Annotated in this window: 15 protein-coding genes; 9 read left to right on the top strand and 6 right to left on the bottom strand. The window is 62.6% G+C overall.

The window, feature by feature from the left end:
• The first annotated feature begins 160 nt into the window (after nucleotides 1-160).
• Complete coding sequence (locus tag PQR67_RS08495; RefSeq protein ID WP_408457001.1) at nucleotides 161-1,726, top strand: methyl-accepting chemotaxis protein; 1,566 nt, start codon at nucleotides 161-163, stop codon at nucleotides 1,724-1,726.
• Between the two features lie 163 nt (nucleotides 1,727-1,889).
• Nucleotides 1,890-2,702, top strand: coding sequence for a MetQ/NlpA family ABC transporter substrate-binding protein (locus PQR67_RS08500; RefSeq protein ID WP_408457004.1), 813 nt, complete (start codon nucleotides 1,890-1,892; stop codon nucleotides 2,700-2,702).
• 90 nt (nucleotides 2,703-2,792) lie between these two features.
• Here PQR67_RS08500 and PQR67_RS08505 read toward each other — a convergent pair whose 3' ends face one another.
• Nucleotides 2,793-3,719 (bottom strand): bifunctional helix-turn-helix transcriptional regulator/GNAT family N-acetyltransferase, encoded by a 927-nt coding sequence (locus tag PQR67_RS08505; RefSeq protein ID WP_408457201.1) that lies wholly within the window; start codon nucleotides 3,717-3,719, stop codon nucleotides 2,793-2,795.
• A 370-nt stretch (nucleotides 3,720-4,089) separates the two neighbouring features.
• Here PQR67_RS08505 and PQR67_RS08510 point away from each other — a divergent pair, with 370 nt between their 5' ends.
• The 5 genes from PQR67_RS08510 (at nucleotide 4,090) to nagE (ending at nucleotide 11,521) form a co-directional block, all read left to right on the top strand.
• On the top strand, nucleotides 4,090-4,824 hold the full coding sequence (locus tag PQR67_RS08510; protein WP_408457007.1) for a GntR family transcriptional regulator: 735 nt from the start codon (nucleotides 4,090-4,092) through the stop codon (nucleotides 4,822-4,824).
• 111 nt (nucleotides 4,825-4,935) lie between these two features.
• Entirely contained in the window at nucleotides 4,936-6,039 is a 1,104-nt protein-coding gene (gene nagA / locus PQR67_RS08515) for an N-acetylglucosamine-6-phosphate deacetylase (RefSeq protein WP_408457009.1), read from the top strand.
• Nucleotides 6,032-7,039: an SIS domain-containing protein gene (locus PQR67_RS08520; protein WP_408457204.1), complete on the top strand. Its 1,008-nt coding sequence runs from the start codon at nucleotides 6,032-6,034 to the stop codon at nucleotides 7,037-7,039. The genes nagA and PQR67_RS08520 overlap by 8 nt, the downstream gene beginning before the upstream one ends.
• A gap of 38 nt (nucleotides 7,040-7,077) precedes the next feature.
• Nucleotides 7,078-9,642, top strand: coding sequence for a phosphoenolpyruvate--protein phosphotransferase (gene ptsP, locus PQR67_RS08525; RefSeq protein WP_408457012.1), 2,565 nt, complete (start codon nucleotides 7,078-7,080; stop codon nucleotides 9,640-9,642).
• Nucleotides 9,643-9,739: 97 nt separating this feature from the next.
• Nucleotides 9,740-11,521, top strand: a complete 1,782-nt coding sequence (gene nagE / locus PQR67_RS08530; RefSeq protein ID WP_408457015.1) for an N-acetylglucosamine-specific PTS transporter subunit IIBC — start codon at nucleotides 9,740-9,742, stop codon at nucleotides 11,519-11,521.
• Between the two features lie 191 nt (nucleotides 11,522-11,712).
• Here nagE and cydX read toward each other — a convergent pair whose 3' ends face one another.
• The 5 genes from cydX to rpoH form a co-directional block, all read right to left on the bottom strand.
• Entirely contained in the window at nucleotides 11,713-11,829 is a 117-nt protein-coding gene (gene cydX, locus PQR67_RS08535; RefSeq protein WP_408457018.1) for a cytochrome bd-I oxidase subunit CydX, read from the bottom strand.
• A 28-nt stretch (nucleotides 11,830-11,857) separates the two neighbouring features.
• Nucleotides 11,858-12,994, bottom strand: a complete 1,137-nt coding sequence (gene cydB, locus PQR67_RS08540; RefSeq protein ID WP_408457021.1) for a cytochrome d ubiquinol oxidase subunit II — start codon at nucleotides 12,992-12,994, stop codon at nucleotides 11,858-11,860.
• A 34-nt stretch (nucleotides 12,995-13,028) separates the two neighbouring features.
• Nucleotides 13,029-14,618, bottom strand: a complete 1,590-nt coding sequence (locus tag PQR67_RS08545; protein WP_408457024.1) for a cytochrome ubiquinol oxidase subunit I — start codon at nucleotides 14,616-14,618, stop codon at nucleotides 13,029-13,031.
• A complete protein-coding gene (gene cydP / locus PQR67_RS08550; RefSeq protein WP_408457027.1) occupies nucleotides 14,608-14,868 on the bottom strand; it encodes a cytochrome oxidase putative small subunit CydP in 261 nt (86 codons plus the stop codon). The genes PQR67_RS08545 and cydP overlap by 11 nt, the downstream gene beginning before the upstream one ends.
• Nucleotides 14,869-15,230: 362 nt before the next feature.
• Entirely contained in the window at nucleotides 15,231-16,166 is a 936-nt protein-coding gene (gene rpoH, locus PQR67_RS08555; protein ID WP_408457030.1) for an RNA polymerase sigma factor RpoH, read from the bottom strand.
• A gap of 363 nt (nucleotides 16,167-16,529) precedes the next feature.
• Here rpoH and PQR67_RS08560 point away from each other — a divergent pair, with 363 nt between their 5' ends.
• Nucleotides 16,530-17,093: an acyloxyacyl hydrolase gene (locus PQR67_RS08560; RefSeq protein ID WP_408457033.1), complete on the top strand. Its 564-nt coding sequence runs from the start codon at nucleotides 16,530-16,532 to the stop codon at nucleotides 17,091-17,093.
• Nucleotides 17,094-17,136: 43 nt separating this feature from the next.
• Nucleotides 17,137-17,520 carry a nuclear transport factor 2 family protein gene (locus tag PQR67_RS08565; RefSeq protein ID WP_408457036.1) on the top strand — a complete coding sequence of 128 codons (384 nt, stop codon included), beginning with the start codon at nucleotides 17,137-17,139 and terminating at the stop codon, nucleotides 17,518-17,520.
• Nucleotides 17,521-17,541 lie beyond the last annotated feature (21 nt).

A 17,541-nucleotide genomic window follows, 5' to 3' on the forward strand; every position in this document is an offset into this window, starting at 1 on the left:
CGTCGCTTCCTTACAGCTTGCCTCAAGTTGAGCGCCTGACATGCCGATATACCTGTGGCAATCGTTTGCGCGCCTGGCCGCCAACGCGTCCGCATCGCGCGAGACGGTGGCGAGACCGGCCCGCAAACAGAACACGAATCACACGAGAGAGATCACAACAATGAGCAGGATGAGTTTGAATCGCAAACTATGGTTGTCGCTTGCGCTCGTCTGGCTGGGGCTGCTGGGCGTCGGACTGTGGAGCGCGGTAGAGACGCGCAGCACGATGCTGGCCGAGCGCAAGGCGGGCATGGTGAACCTCGTCGACGCGGCGCAGGGCGTCGTGAACGGCTACTACGCGCTTTCGCAGAGCGGCAAGATGAGCGAGGCCGACGCACAGCGCGAAGCGCTCGCCCGTCTCGCCACGATGCGCTACGGCGAATCCGGCTACCTGTTCGTGATGGACTCGAAGCCGGTCGTGCTGATGCACCCGACGCTGCCGCAGATGACCGGCAAGCCGGTCGGCGACTTCAAGGACCCGGACGGCAAGCTGCTGTACGTGACGATCGTCGACGCAGCCAAGGCGAGCGGCAAAGGCTTCGCGGAATATCGCGGACGCTTGCCGCACAGTGAAACCGCGGTGCCGAAAATCAGCTACGTGGTGCGTTTCGCGCCGTGGGACTGGAACATCACGAGTGGCGTGTTCATCAAGGACATCGATACGGTCTACTACGAAACGCTGCTGGGCCATCTGTTCGTTGTGCTGGTGATCGGCGCGATCATTTCGCTGGCAATGGTGCTGATCATCCGCAACGTGCGCGCGAGTCTGGGCGGTGAGCCGGATCAGGCCGCGCGCCTTGCCGCGAGCATCGCCCGGGGCGATCTCACGCAGGTGGTCGAGGTTCGTGCGCAAGACAAGACCAGCATGATGGCGGCCATGCACGAGATGCAGAGCCGTTTGCAGCGGACTATCGGCGAGATTCGCCACTCGGCGGAATCGATTGCCTCGGCGACTCAGCAGATTGCCGCCGGCAATGGGGATCTGTCGCAGCGCACCGAGCAGCAGGCAGCCTCGTTGCAGGAGACGGCGGCGAGCATGGAAGAGCTCACCGCGACCGTCAAGCAGAATGCGGACAACGCGCGCCAGGCGAGCGGTCTCGCGCACAGCGCGTCGGAAATCGCGATGCGCGGCAACGACGTGGTGAGTCGCGTGATCGGCACCATGGGCGAGATCAACGACAGTTCGCGGCAGATCGCCGACATCATCGGTGTGATCGAAGGTATCGCGTTCCAGACGAATATTCTGGCCCTGAACGCGGCGGTCGAAGCCGCGCGCGCAGGCGAGCAAGGCCGTGGTTTTGCGGTTGTCGCCGGCGAAGTGCGCAGCCTCGCGCAGCGCTCGGGAACAGCTGCCAAGGAGATCAAGCAGTTGATCGGCGCCTCGGTGGAGCGCGTGCAGAACGGCTCGACGCTGGTCCAGCAGGCCGGCACGACGATGGGCGAAATTCTGCAGGCCGTGCAGCGTGTCACCGACATCATGGGCGAGATTGCGGCGGCGTCCGAGGAGCAGAGCAGCGGCATTTCGCAAGTGGGCCGCGCGGTTACGCAGATGGACGAAGTGACCCAGCAGAATGCGGCGCTGGTCGAACAGGCCACGGCCGCTGCGGCGTCATTACAGGATCAGGCGGGGCGTTTGCGTGACACAGTCAGCGCATTTCGCGTGCACGCCGCCGCGCAAGACGCATAAGGATATGCGATCGTGATATTTCCCATCTTGCCGGGCATATGAGACCATTTACGGTCCAGTTGGCGGTGCACTGCCGGAACACATAAGCGCAGCACATAAGCGCAGCAGCGCTGCCGCCGGCTTCCACCCGAATCTGACATCGATCAGAAAAAGCGAGAATCACATGCAGCGCAGAAACATCCTTAAAGCCCTCTCGGCCGTGGTCGCCGGTGCGGCGATCGTCACCAGCTTCGGCGCACATGCCGACGACAAGGTCATCAAGGTCGGCACCATCGGCGGGCCGGATGCGCAAATCTGGGAAGTCGTCACGAAAGTGGCGAAGCGCGAAGGCCTGAACGTGAAAGTTGTCGAATTCAACGACTACGTGCAGCCGAACGCCGCGCTCGACGCAGGCGATCTGGACGCCAATAGCTTCCAGCATCAACCGTACCTCGACAGCCAGGTCAAACAACGCGGCTACAAGATCGTCAATGCCGGCCTCACGTACATTTCGCCGCTCGGCATCTATTCGAAGAAGCTGAAGTCGCTGAAGGATCTGGCACAGGGCGCGAAGATCGCGGTGCCGAACGATCCGTCGAACGAGAACCGCGCACTGCTGCTGTTGCAGGCGCAAGGCGTGATCAAGCTGAAGGCCGGCGCGGGCACGAACGGCAATAACGCCACGCCGCTCGACGTCGCCGAGAATCCGAAAAAGATCAAGCTGCTCGAACTCGACGCGGCACAACTGCCGCGCTCGCTGTCGGACGTCGACGCTGCCGCGATCAACACGAACTTCGCGCTGGCAGCCGGTCTGCAGCCGACCAAAGACGCGATCGCGCTCGAAGACATCCGCAGCCCGTACGCGAACCTGATCGCGGTGCGCGCGCAGGATAAGGACAAGCCGTGGGTCAAGAAGCTGGTTGCGGCTTACCAGTCGGAAGACGTGCGCCAGTTTATCAAGACGCAGTTCAAGGGTTCGGTGGTGCCGTCGTTCTAAGCGGCAGCCTTCAACCTACGCTGGGAAACGAAAACGCCACAGTCGCAAAAGCCGTGGCGTTTTTTTTGCGTCGCGCATAGGCGGGCGACGCTACAGCTCCAACTCCCATCGCTCGATCAGCAGATCCTTGCCGAAACGGCGCTCCGCCGTCGTGCAGGCGAGCTGGAAGCCGGCGCGCTCGCATAGCCGCCTCGGTTCCTCGAGGATGCTGGCCGTGGTCAGCGTGAGTTTGGTGTACCCCGCGCGCCGGGCGAACCGCACGCATTCGCTCATCAATTGCGTGCCGATGCCAAGACGCTGCATGTCCGGTTCGACCCACAAGAGCCGCACGCCCGCCACCGTCGTCGAGATCCCGACGATGCACACCGATCCGACCACCATGCCGTCCTGATCGGCGATCCAGCACATCTCGCGCACAGAATCGCGGCGTTGCGAGTAATCGGCGACGATGCGCGAGAGCAAGCCCTCGAACGATTGATCCCAGCCGTATTGCGCGGTGAACCACTGCGCCTGCCGATGCACGAGCCAGCTGCAGTCGCCGGCGCGGGGTTGTCGAAGGATCACGAGTTCGTGGTTTGGCTTGCTGTCGAGGAGCCGTTCGATCACCTTCATCGCGGTGATCAGTTGATCCTGGGAGAGCGCTGTCAGGCCGTTCAGCAGTGCCGATACTTCTTCGATCGCCGCGGTGTCGAGCGGCGCGTAGGCTGCGTGACCATTGTCGGTGAGTGCAATGAGCGACTGGCGGCCGTCCGAGTCGGATGGGCGCCGCGTGATCAGATCGCGTCGTTCGAAGCTGGTCAGAAGACGGCTGAGATAACCGCTGTCGAGGCCGAGATTGCGCCCGAGCACCGAGGCCGTCTGCGCGCTTGCGCGGGACAGCTCATGCAGAACGCGCACTTCTGTCAGCGAGAACGCGCTCTTTGCCAAATGCTCATGCAGCGCGCCGATGTGCTGAGTATAGAAGCGGTTGAAATGCCGGACGGCCTGAGCGCGCCGCAGCGCCTCGGAATCTGTCAAATGCTGCTCCCCGGGGAATTTTTGTGGCTTGCTACCCAGCACTATATTGGATGGCATCTCTTTAAAAAAGGCGCGCGGGTCAGGGTCGCATCGAAGTGGTATCAGAAAGGTATCGATTTCGGGGTGCCCGTTGACCGGGCAGAGCCAGTGTGGACCACCCAGGCGCAGTCCGGTATCTCCAATACGGGTAAATCCCGATCCCTGTAAACCGCCTTCCCGACCCTCCCGATCTCCTTCAAACGCATACCCAGCAAGGCTTTCCATTGAACTATACCAACATGAGACCAGTTGATTGACTGGTATTATGTTGGTTATATAATGGGCTCTCATTTTCGTAGGCCGCATTCTTCGAGACGACCGCCGGAGCCCCATGGAAACTCGCTGGTCCGCACTGATGCCTGACGCTCGTAACGTCACGCCGCTCTATCTGCAGCTCGCGCGCAATCTGGCGACGGCGATCCACTGCGGCGTGTGGTCGGCGGGTGAAGCGCTGCCCTCGGAGCGCACGCTGTCCGACGCGATCGGCGTGTCGCGTATCACCGCGCGCAAGGCGATCGAGTTGCTGGTCGAACAAGGCCTGATCCGGCGGGCGCGAGGGGCGGGCAGTTTCATTACGCCGCGTGTGGAAGACCCGCTGTCGCGGCTCACCGGTTTCACGAAGAAAATGCAGCAACGTGGCTTCCGACCCGATTCGGTGTGGCTCGAGCGCGATATCCGCGCCGCCAACCGTGATGAGCTGGTGCACCTCGGTCTGTCGCCCGGTGCGGCGGTGGCGAGCTTGCGGCGCCTGCGGCGCGCGGACGGCATCGTGATGGCGGTCGAGCATTCCGCGCTGCCCGCGGCGATCGTGCCCGATCCGCAGGCCATCGGCGTGTCGCTTTACAGCTACCTCGAACAACGCGGCGCCGCCGTCGTGCGCGCCTTGCAGCACTTTCGCGCGGTCAACGCTTCGAGCGAGATCGCCTCGTTGATGGATATCGAACCGCGCTCGGCGCTGCTGGTCATTACCCGTATCGGGTATAGCGCGGACCAGCATGCGATCGAACTGACCGACACCTATTGCCGCGACGATTACTACGATTTTGTCGCTGAATTGCGCACCTGATCGCTGTGCCTGATTGGCGCACCTGAGCGAGGCCACGCGGCTCGCTATCACGTGCGGCGCCATCGAGCGCATTTCAGTCGCACCCCGCATTACGCCTCACCAGAGAGACTCATGCTGACCGGAAACATACTCACCACCGATGGGTGGATTCACGGCACGCTCGAATACGAAAACGGCCGCATCACGGCGCTGACCGGCGAACGCGCCGATCCGTCGAAGAACGACGCGCCCTACATCCTGCCTGGCTTCATCGATCTGCACGTGCATGGGGGCGGCGGTTCCGATGTGATGGAAGGCGGCGACGCGATCGAAACCATCACCCGCACGCATGCGCGTTACGGCACGACCAGCCTGCTCGCCACCACGATGACGGCGCCGCGCGACGAGCTGATGAAGGTCGTCGCGGAGTTGGGCAACAACGCGCGGATTCGCACACCAGGCGGCGCGCGCGTGCTCGGCGTCCATCTGGAAGGTCCGTATATCAACCCGGGCAAGCTCGGCGCGCAGCCCGACGCCGCCGTGTCGGCGGTGATGGACGAAGTGCTGAAGTATCTGTCGATCGCACCGATTCGCGTGGTCACGCTGGCGCCGGAAATCGCCGGCCACATGGAGATCATCTCCGAGATGGCGGCGCGCGGCGTGCGCGTGCAACTCGGCCACTCGCTCGGCACTTACGACGACGCCGTCGCCGCACTCAAGCACGGCGCGTGTGGCTTCACGCATCTGTTTAACGCGATGTCGCCGCTGCATCACCGTAATCCCGGTCTTGTCGGTGCCGCGCTCGCGCACGCCGAATTCGCCGAAATCATTCCCGACCTGCTGCACGTCCATCCGGGCGCGATCCGCGCTGCGTTGCGCGCGATTCCGCGCCTCTACGTCGTGACGGACAGCACCTCGGCGACCGGCATGCCCGACGGCGAATACCGCCTCGGCAGCCAGCATGTGACGAAGTGCCTCGGCGGTGTGCGTCTCGCCGACGGCACACTCGCCGGCAGCACCCTGACGATGGATCAGGCGCTGCGCAATCTCGTATCGATCGGCTTGCCGATCGCCGATGTTTCAAACCGTTTGTCGCGCTACGCCGCCGACTACCTCGGCATCGAAGACCGCGGCCGCATCGCTCGCGGCGCGTGGGCCGATGTGGTCGTGTTCGATCGTGAACTGGCGTTGACCGCGACATACGTCGAAGGAGAATCAATTGTCGAATATGCTTAAAGAGGCGCTGGCGTCCGCTGAAACGGTCGCGGCGCAACTCGCGGAACCCTCGCACGTCGAGGCGCTGGCGGCGAAGCTCGCCCAGCAGCCGCGTCATGTCGCGCTGACGGTCGCACGCGGCAGCTCGGACCACGCAGCGAGTTATTTCGCAAGCCTGACGATGAGCCGTCTCGGCGTGCCGGTCGCCTCGCTGCCGATGTCGGTGGCGACGCTCCAGCAAGCGCCACTGCAGGTGCGTGATCAGCTCGCGCTGGCGTTCTCGCAATCGGGCAAGAGCCCCGATCTGGTCGGCACGATGGAAGCGCTGCGCAAGGCTGGCGCGTTGACGGTCGCCGCCGTGAATGCGCCGAACTCGCCGTTGGCCGATGCCTGCGAGTTTCACCTGCCGCTCGTCGCCGGTCCGGAACTGAGCGTCGCGGCCACCAAGAGTTACATCGCCATGCTGTCGATCTCCGCGCAACTGGTCGCTCACTGGCAAAAGGACGACGCGCTGCTCGGCGCGTTGAACACGCTGCCCGAAGCCCTCCAGCGCGCCGGCAAGCTCGACTGGTCGAAAGCGGTGGACGAATTGCGTGGCATCGAACGCATGATCGTGATCGGCCGCGGCCTGGGTCTCGCGATCGCGCAGGAAGCCGCGCTGAAACTGAAGGAAACGTCAGGCATTCAGGCCGAAGCGTTTTCGAGCGCGGAAGTGCGGCATGGTCCGATGGAGCTGATCGACCGCGACTATCCGCTGCTGGTGTTCGCACCGCGCGGCCCTGAACAGGCCGGTCTGCTGCAACTCGCACGCGACATGCAGGCACGCGGCGCCCGCGTGCTGCTCGCCGCACCGGACGACGTGCCCGAAGCCACGCTGCCGCTTGCCACCACCGCTCATGCGGCGCTCGATCCGATCGCCGCGATCCTGTCCTTTTACGTGATGGCCGCGGGCCTTGCCGCCGCACGCGGGCGCAATCCTGACGCGCCACGCCATCTCAACAAAGTCACCGAAACTCACTGACGAGAAATCAGATGCGACGTGTCGAGGAGTCCCGCTTGATGAGCCATTCTGAAGGCCATATTGTTTTGCTCGCGCCAATGACCGGTCCGGTCGTGCCGCTGGCGAATGTGCCCGATCCTGTGTTTTCGGGCGGCATGTTCGGCGACGGTATCGGCGTCGATCCGCTCGAGGGGCGACTCGTCGCGCCATGCGACGGCACTATCACCCATCTTGCGCGCACCGGCCACGCGGTCACGCTCGCGACGGCTGAAGGCGTGGAGATTCTGCTGCACATCGGCATCGACACGGTCGAACTGAATGGCCAGGGCTTTGCGCCGATGGTCGCGCAAGGCGCACAGGTGCGTACGGGTGAAGTGCTGATCGAATTCGATCAGGACCGGGTCGCGCTGAACGCGCCGAGTCTCGTTTCGGTGATCGCGATTGCCAACTCGGATGCGTTCGAGATTGTCGAGCGCGCTGACGGCGGCATGCTGAAGGCCGGTGAAACGCCATTGCTGGTGCTGCGCGCCCGCAGCGGCGAAGCGGCTGACGCATCGCGTCAGGCGAGTGCCACCAACGTGACCGAAGAGGCCCGTCAGCAAGTCAAGCTGGTCCACGCAGGCGGTCTGCATGCACGGCCGGCAGCGCGCGCTCGCGAAGCGGCGCGCGGTTTCGATGCGCGTGTCGAAGTGCGTTATGAAGGGCGCAAGGCGGCGATCGAAAGCGTGGTCGGTTTGCTCGGTCTTGGCGCGGGCGAAGGTGCGACTGTCGAGTTGCTCGGCGTCGGCCCGCAAGCCCAGGCCGCGATCGACGCGATCGCCCACGAATTGACGCGTGAAGCGCACGGTGAAGCGGAAGAAAAACCGGCGCGACAAAGCTCGCCGGCGCCTCAGGCCGTTGCCCGCGCCGCGGGCGAAGCGCTGGCGCCGAATACGCTCGCGGGAGTGTGCGCGTCGCCGGGCGTCGCGGTCGGCAAGCTGGTGCGTTGGGACGATGCGGATATCGATCCGCCGGAAAAGGCGAACGGCACGTCGGCGGCTGAAAGCCGTTTGCTCGACAAGGCGATTGCTACGGTCGACGCCGACCTCGGAACCACCGTGCGCGATGCGTCGCAACGCGGCGCGGTGGGCGAAGCGGGTATTTTCGCGGTGCATCGCGTCCTGCTCGAAGATCCCACGCTGGTCGACGCCGCGCGCGATCTGATCAGCCTCGGCAAGAGTGCCGGCTTTGCGTGGCGCGAAGCGATCCGCGCGCAGATCGCCATCCTGACGAAGATCGAAGACGCATTGCTCGCGGAACGTGCGGCCGACCTGCGTGATATCGAGAAGCGCGTGCTGCGCGCGCTCGGCTATACGAATGCTGCGGCACGCACGCTGCCGGAAGAAGCTGTGCTGGCGGCCGAAGAGTTCACGCCGTCGGATCTGTCCTCGCTGGATCGCACGCGCGTTACCGCACTCGTCATGGCTCGCGGCGGCGCGACCTCGCACGCGGCGATTCTGGCGCGCCAGGCCGGTATTCCGGCGCTGGTGGCGGTCGGCGATGCATTGCACGCGATCCCCGAAGGCACGCAGGTCGTGGTGAACGCTACCACCGGCCGCCTCGAATTTGCGCCGACCGAACTCGACGTCGAACGCGCGCGCCTTGAGCGCAGCCGCCTGGCCGGCATGCGCGAAGCGAACCGCCGCACGTCGCAACAGGCGGCGGTCACTTCCGATGGCCGCGCGATCGAAGTCGCCGCGAACATTGCCACGCTCGACGACGCGAAAATCGCCGTCGACAACGGCGCGGACTCCGTGGGTCTGCTGCGCACCGAACTGCTGTTCATCCACCGTGCCGCGGCGCCGACCACCGACGAACATCGCCAGAGCTATCAGGCCATTGTCGATGCGTTGAGCGGTCGCACCGCGATCATTCGCACGCTGGACGTCGGCGCGGACAAGGAGGTCGACTACCTGACGCTGCCGCCCGAACCGAATCCGGCGCTCGGCTTGCGCGGCATCCGCCTCGCACAAGTGCGCCCGGATCTGCTCGACGATCAATTGCGCGGTCTGCTGGCGGTGCAGCCGCTCGGCGCGGTACGCATCCTGCTGCCGATGGTGACCGATGTGGGCGAGCTGATCAGCATCCGCAAGCGCATTGACGAATTCGCCCGCGAATCGGGTCGTACTGAACCGATCGAAGTCGGCGTGATGATCGAAGTGCCGTCGGCCGCGTTGCTCGCCGATCAACTGTCGCAACACGCGGATTTTCTGTCGATCGGCACCAATGATCTGACGCAATACACGCTCGCCATGGACCGTTGCCAGGCCGATCTCGCGGCCCAGGCCGACGGCTTGCATCCGGCGGTGCTGCGGCTGATCGCGGCGACCGTGCAGGGCGCGAACAAGCATGGCAAATGGGTTGGCGTATGCGGCGCACTGGCGGGCGACCCGCTCGCCATGCCGCTGCTCGTCGGCCTCGGCGTGACCGAGCTTTCGGTGGACCCGGTGTCGGTGCCGGGCATCAAGGCGCGTGTGCGCAACCTCGATTATCAGCTGTGCCGTCAACGCGCCCAGGATGCCCTGGCGCTCGAATCGGCGCAGGCGGTAAGAGCAGTAAGCCGCGAAACCTGGCCTTTGGACTGACCCTCACGCAGTCCGCAACCAGCTTCGCATAGTCAGGACGTATCGCTAGAAAACTCAACGACGACAGTCGACAACGAGACAAGGATTGGAGGTGTCAATGGATGGGAATCCGTTTCTGAAGATTCAGCGCCTGGGCCGGGCGCTGATGCTGCCGATTGCAGTGCTGCCGGTTGCCGGCCTGCTGCTGCGATTGGGCCAGCCCGATGTGTTCAACATCAAGATGATCGCCGACGCCGGCGGCGCGATCTTCGACAATCTGCCGTTGCTGTTCGCAATCGGCGTGGCAGTCGGCTTCGCCAAAGACAACAACGGCGTGGCGGGTCTCGCGGGTGCGATCGGTTATCTGATCGAAGTCGCGGTGATGAAGGACATCAACGACAAGCTCAACATGGGCGTGTTGTCCGGCATCGTGGCGGGTATCGTCGCGGGCTTGCTGTACAACAAGTACAAAGACATCAAGCTGCCCGACTACCTCGCATTCTTCGGAGGGAAACGCTTCGTGCCGATTGTCACCGGCGTGGTCTGTCTGGCGATAGGCATTGTGTTCGGCTACGTCTGGCAGCCGGTGCAAGGCGTTATCGACACGGCCGGTCATTGGCTGACAACCGCGGGTGCGCTCGGCGCGTTTGTGTTCGGTGTGCTGAACCGTTTGCTGCTCGTCACGGGTCTGCATCACATCCTCAATTCGCTCACGTGGTTCGTGTTCGGCAGCTTCACGCCGCCGGGCGGCGTCGCGGTGACGGGCGATCTGCATCGCTTCTTCGCCGGCGACCCGACCGCGGGCACATTCATGACGGGCTTCTTCCCGGTCATGATGTTCGGCCTGCCGGCCGCGTGTCTCGCGATGTATCACGAAGCACCGAAAGAACGCCGCGCGATGGTGTTCGGCCTGTTGGCGTCGATGGCGCTCACCTCGTTCCTGACGGGCGTGACCGAGCCGATCGAATTCAGCTTCATGTTCCTCGCGCCGGTGCTGTATGCGATCCACGCGGTGCTGACGGGCTTGTCGCTGGCAATCTGCTCGGCGCTCGGGATTCATCTCGGCTTCACCTTCTCGGCTGGCTTCATCGACTACGTGCTGAACTACGGCCTGTCGACCAAGGGCTGGTGGGCGATTCCGCTCGGCGTCGTGTATGCGGTGGTGTACTACGGCCTGTTCCGCTTCTTCATCCGCAAATTCAACATGGCGACACCGGGCCGTGAACCCGCTGCGGAAGAAGAACAGATCGAGTCGTTCGAGGCTGGCGGTTTTGTGTCGCCGGTTGCGGGCGCCGCCGTGCCGCGCGCACAGCGTTATATCGCGGCGCTGGGTGGCGCTGCGAACCTGTCGGTGGTGGATGCCTGCACGACGCGTCTGCGTCTGTCGGTGGTCGATACCGGCAAGGTCTCGGAAAGCGAACTGAAGACGATCGGCGCGCGTGGCGTGCTCAAGCGCGGCGCGACCAGCGTGCAGGTGATCATCGGACCGGAAGCGGACATCATCGCCGATGAAATCCGCACGGTGATCGCACAAGGCGGTGGCGATGCGGTGAAGCCGGCGGCTGCGCCTGCTGCCGCTGCGGCTACTGTGAGTGCAGCAACTGCTGCAGGCGGTGCTCAGGGCGGCGCACTCGACCCGGACCCGATGCGTTGGCTCGCCGTGTTCGGCGGCGCGGGCAACGTCGTGTCGCTGGATGCCGTAGCAGCAACGCGTCTGCGGATCGTGGTTCGCGATCCGTCAGCGGTTGATCGTCAACGCCTCGCTACGCTCGATACGGCGTGGGTTTCGGCCGACACGTTCCACATCGTCGTGGGCGACGCAGCCCAGCGCTACGCAGCGCAACTGGCGACGCGTCTGTCGCCCGATACGGGTGCCGGTACGGCGGCGCAGCCCGCGTAATCTCATCGAGGTTTTGAGCTGAGCTGACTTCAGTGTTTCGCTCAGCTCGAAAACCACGATAGGGCAATGAGAACAGGCAGGCGCTGCATTCTGTCGAGCTTCGTAGAAATAGAAAACGGCACCTTGATTCAAGGTGCCGTTTTTGTGTTTACCGGCAAACGTCTAACGGCGCTCCGCCGGCAACGGATGCGTCACCGCGCCTTGTGCTTACCCGCTTCCAAAGGCCGGCGCGATTCCAGCCACATCACGTTGATGATGCCGAACGCCAACGCCACGCCAATACCGAGAAGCCAACTGAAATACCACATCACAAACTCCTGTTATCCGTATTCCTGATCAATACATCGAATGGTGATTTTCCTTGAGCGCCGCGGCGGTCACCTTGCCTCGCATTACGCGATACACCCAGCTCGTGTAGATCAGGATGATCGGCAGGAAGATGATCACGGCGACCAGCATGATCTGCAGCGTCATGCGGCTCGAGGTCGAATCCCACACGGTGAGACTGCTGCGGCCGTCGAGCGAGGAGGGCATGATGAACGGGAACATCGAGAAACCCGCCGTCAGTATCACGCCGATGACCATCAACGAGGTCGACAGGAAAGCGCTCTTTTCAAAGCGTGAGCGCGCCAGCAACAACGCGAGCACGCCGCCGAGCACACCCGCCACCGGGGCTGCCACCATCCATGGATAGTTTGCGTAGTTGGTGAGCCACAGGCCGGGTGCGCCGATCACGTTTTTCAGGAGGGGATTGGCGACCGTATCGAGCGGCGCGGCGTCGATGATCTGATAGCCGCCGATCATCGTGGCGATCAGTGCGCCGGCGAGCAGGAACAGCACCACGGCGGCAAGCGATGCGATCCGTAGCGCGAGCGATGCGCGCTCGGCGACGACGTCGTCCGCTTTCATCTTCACGAAGGCCGCACCGTGCGCGGCCAGCATCGACACGCTCACGAGTCCGCACAGCACGGCGAACGGGTTGAGCAGCGCGAAAAAGCTACCGTGATACGTGACGCGCAGATCGGTGTCGAACGAGAACGGCACGCCTTGCAGCAGGTTGCCGAATGCCACGCCGAACACCAGCGCGGGGACGAAACCGCCGACAAACAATGCCCAATCCCATGCACTGCGCCAGCGCGGGTCTTCACGTTTGCTGCGGTAGTCGAAGCCGACCGGCCGGAAGAATAGTGAGAACAGCACCAGCAGCATCGCGAAGTAGAAGCCCGAGAACGACGCGGCGTACACCAGCGGCCACGCGGCGAACATCGCGCCGCCCGCCGTGATCAGCCACACCTGATTGCCTTCCCACGTCGCGCCGACCGTGTTCACGACGATGCGCCGCTCGGCGTCCGTTTTAGCGATGAACGGCAGAAGAATCGCCGCGCCCATGTCGAAGCCGTCAGTGAGCGCGAAGCCGATCAGCAGCACGCCGATCAACACCCACCAGATCAGTTTGAGGGTTGCGTAATCCATGATGATCTTTCCCTTGGAACAGAGTGGCGGCGAATCATGCGGCCGTGTTGGTCGGCAGCGGCTGATGCAGCGGCTGTTCGTGGTGATAGCGCCCGGTGTGCAGTGATGACGGTCCGAGTCGCGCGTACTTGAACATCAGCATGATTTCGATGATGAACAGCACCGTGTAGAACACGACGAAGCCGGCAATGCTCAGGTAGAGATCACCCGGCGTCAGGCTGGAGGCGGACAACGCGGTCGGCAAAATGCCGGCGATGGTCCACGGCTGACGGCCCACTTCGGCGACGATCCAGCCGAATTCCGCCGCAAGCCATGGCAACGGAATCGCCCACACGGCCCAGCGCAGGAACCAGCGGCGCTTCTCCAGCAGCAGCGAGCGCTGCGCGCAGAACCAGAACGCCAGCACGAAGGTCGCGAGGAACAGGATGCCGAGGCCGACCATCAGACGGAATGAAAAGAACACGGGCGCCACCGGCGGAATCGTCTTCTTGGCGGCTTGTGCGATTTGATCCGGCGTGGCGTCGGTGACGTTCGCGGTGAACTGCTTGAGCATCAGGCCGTAGCCGAGGTCCTCTTTGTGCGCGTCGAAAGCGGCCTTGGCTTCGTCCGTCGCGTCGCCGAGTTTCAGCTTTTGCAACGCGGCGTAGGCGAGCATGCCGTTCTTGATGCGCACTTCGTTCTGCGCCATCAGGTCTTTCAGGCCGAGCACCGGTTCGTCGATTGAGCGCGTGGCGATAAGGCCGAGCGCATACGGAATTCGTATCGCATAGTCGGTGCGTTCTTCCTTCTGGTTCGGAATGCCGAAGATCGTAAACGGCGCGGGTGCGGGCGCGGTTTCCCATTCGGATTCGATGGCGGCCAGCTTGACCTGCTGAACTTCGCCGGTGCGGTAACCGGACTCGTCGCCAAGCACGATCACGCATAACGTCGACGCCAGACCGAAGCCGGCGGCAATGGCGAACGAGCGCAAGGCGAACTCAGTGTCGCGGCGCTTCAGCAGATACCACGACGACACGCCGAGCACGAACATCGAAGCGGTCACGTAACCGGCCGATACGGTGTGCACGAACTTCACCTGCGCGACCGGATTGAACAGCACCGAGAAGATGCTGTCGAGTTCCATGCGCATGGTCTGGTAGTTGAAGGTGGCGCCGACCGGATTGTTCATCCAGCCGTTGGCCACGAGAATCCACAGCGCCGACAGGTTCGAGCCGAGCGCAACGAGGAACGTGACGCTCACGTGCTGCACTCTCGAGAGCCGGTTCCATCCGAAGAAGAACAGGCCGACGAAGGTCGACTCGAGGAAGAACGCCATCAAGCCTTCGACGGCCAGCGGCACGCCGAAGATGTCGCCGACATAGTGCGAGTAGTACGACCAGTTGGTGCCGAACTGGAATTCCAGCGTGAGACCCGTGGTGACGCCCATCGCGAAGTTGATGCCGAACAGCTTGCCCCAGAATTGGGTCATGTCCTTGTAGATCTGCTTGCCGGTCATCACGTAGACCGACTCCATGATCACGAGCAACCAGGACAGGCCGAGCGTAAGCGGCACGAACAGAAAGTGATAAAGCGCCGTGATGGCGAACTGGAGGCGCGACAGTTCTACGACTTCGCTAACGGGCATGTTGTTCACCTTGGGACGGATGCGGGGCAGGCACGGACAGCAGCGCCTGCGCGACTTGATCAGGCGGCAGCGACATATGCTCCGCCTGCGGATGATTGAAGAACGCGTACTTGAGCACCATCAGTAATGCGAATTTGATGGCGAGGACGATGGCGATATCCCGCGCCAGCGTCGGACCGCGCGCCCAGGCGGCGAGCCGTTTGCGCAGGCCCGGGCGAGGGGTGCTATTGCGATTCAGGGCTATGGTCATTGTCGGTCGAAGGCAACTTCACACCGGTGAGTCCGGCTGGATCCAGGCCGCCTGGGCGGTCTGGAGAGTGCATCTCGATTTTAGGAGCGGAGACCTTGTACGCATAAGTTCGACGCTGCGGCATTGGGTCGCGAGCGTCACCCCGTGCGAACAGTATTGCTATGAGGTTTGTGATACGTCAAGAAACACGTGTTTGATAGGCATGTTCTTGAGGGAGGGCGAATGCGTCTGCGATTGAGCGCATGCGTCATTGAGCGGGCACAAAAAAGCCCTGCCTTCTTGCGAAGGCAGGGCTTTGTAGCCAGTCGGCGCGCACCGGACGAAGCCGGCACGACCCAACGTTTACGTCCTGGTTTTAAGCCTTACGCATATTCGGCTAATGCGCCGCGCATTTTCTTCATTGCGCTCGCCTCGATCTGGCGAATACGTTCAGCCGACACGCCGAATTCGTCGGCCAGTTCATGCAGCGTCGAGCCACCCGAACCGTCGTCTTCCACCTTCAGCCAGCGTGCTTCAATGATGCGGCGGCTGCGGGCGTCCAGCGCGTTCAGGGCGCTCGCGATGCCGTCGCTTTGCAGCTTGTCGCGCTGGCGCGAAGCCAGCACGGCAGTCGGCTCGCTATGCGAGTCGGCGAGGTAGGCGATCGGGGCGTACGACTCTTCGCCATCTTCGACCTGACCTTCCAGCGCAATATCGCCACCGGACAAGCGCGTTTCCATCTCGGCCACTTCTTCGCGCTTCACGTTCAGCTCCTGGGCGAGACCTTCGATCTCGTCCGGGGTGAATGCGCCGAGGCCTTGCTTGTGGCTGCGCAGGTTGAAGAACAGCTTGCGCTGCGCTTTGGTGGTGGCGACCTTCACCATCCGCCAGTTGCGCAGAATGTATTCATGGATCTCGGCCTTGATCCAATGCATGGCGTACGACACGAGCCGCACGTTCTGCTCCGGATCGAAGCGCTTCACGGCCTTCATCAGGCCGATATTGCCTTCCTGGATCAGGTCGGCGTGCGGCAGTCCATAACCGAGGTAGTTGCGCGCGATCGAGACGACCAGCCGCAGATGCGACAGGACGAGACGGCGTGCGGACCCAAGGTTGTCCTGCTCGCGAAATTCGGTGGCGAACTGGCGTTCTTCCGCCGGCGTCAGCATCGGAATCCGATTAACGGCCTGGATGTAGGCGTCGATATTGCCCAGTTGACCGGGCAGCAGCGAGGAATGCGAGAGCGCCAGTGCACCTGCCGAAGCGGCCTTAGCCGACGACGGGCTCAAAGTACTCGGAAGGGTCATTGCATGGCTCACGTAGGAAACTCCTTTGGAATCAGACAAAAGCGTATTCAGTTAACGACTCCAGCGTTGGATGTTAGCACTCTGATTTGCCGAGTGCTAATACTTAGAAGGCGTAGGGGCATCCAAGTTCCGTAAATTCCTATTGAAATTTATGCTTCGATAGCCATGTGGGGTCAGGCGATCGATCTTCAAGGGGGCGTATGATTTTCCCGGCAAAGCGCATTCGTTCTCATAAGTGACCGATATTTTTTAAAGTAGAAGTGACTAATTGCAAAAATTTGCCTTTCTTCATACAAAGCACCGGAAGTACATTGTCTCTAAAATAGACCGCGCAGTAGTCTGCGGATCAACGTTCGGCTAGCTCCCGGGTGCCCGATGAAGAACAAAAAAAATGCGTGGCGTGGTCTGACGCTAAAAGGTGCTGTGGCGGCCATCCTGTTCGCCGCTTCGAGACTGGCCGCAGCCGACCAGTTTGGCGTGCAGATTGCCGGCGGAGTGGGCGATCACCACATTAAAACGCTCGATCTGGGCTTTGTTTGGGATCCGGATCTGACGTGGTGGCAGATCGGTGACTGGCATTTTTCACTGATCGGCGAAGCGCACGTGGCCTGGTGGCATACCAATGAAGGGAATGTGCATGAAAACATCGGCGAGATCGGTGTGACGCCGATCATTCGCTTCATCGACGCGGCGGGGGCGATTCGCCCTTATATCGAGGTGGGCGCCGGTGTCCGCCTCCTGTCGAGTCCTCGAATCTCCTCTGACTTCACGCTCGCGACTGCGTTCCAGTTTGCTCCCATGGCGGGCGTTGGCGTGCAATTCGGCAACCATCAGCAGTACGAGGCGGGCTACCGCTTCCAGCATATTTCCAACGGCGGTATCAAAGAGCCCAATCCTGGTATAAATTTCCACGAGCTATATTTGCAATATAACTTCTGACGACCGAGGCCATGTCCGGCCTACCGGTGCAAGGGGCTGAGCAATGGCGGCAAAGACAATCGAAGCGATTCGCGGGCTGGAGCGGGAGCGCTTTCGTGCAATGGTCGACGGCGACGGGCAGTTGCTCGATGCGCTGATCTCGGACAATGTGAGCTACGTCCACACGAACGGCAAGCGCGAAACGAAGCGGCAGTTCATTGACGGGATAACTGCCGGGCGTCGCCGCTATCGGCAGATCGAGGTGCAGTCGCAAGAGGTGCTGCCGGTGGGGCGTGAGACCTGCGTCGTCACCGGGCGCGCACTGATCGAGATGGAAGCGAATAACGGGGCGCTGCTGTTCCCGATTGCGTACACGGCGATTCATACACAGGAAGACGGGCAATGGCGCCTGATCGCCTGGCAGGCGACGCGTTGCGCGATCGAGTGAGCCTTTTGAGCCCACCGGGTT

The sequence above is a fragment of the Paraburkholderia fungorum genome, from assembly GCF_046026025.1.
In the GTDB taxonomy this organism is placed as follows: domain Bacteria; phylum Pseudomonadota; class Gammaproteobacteria; order Burkholderiales; family Burkholderiaceae; genus Paraburkholderia; species Paraburkholderia fungorum_E.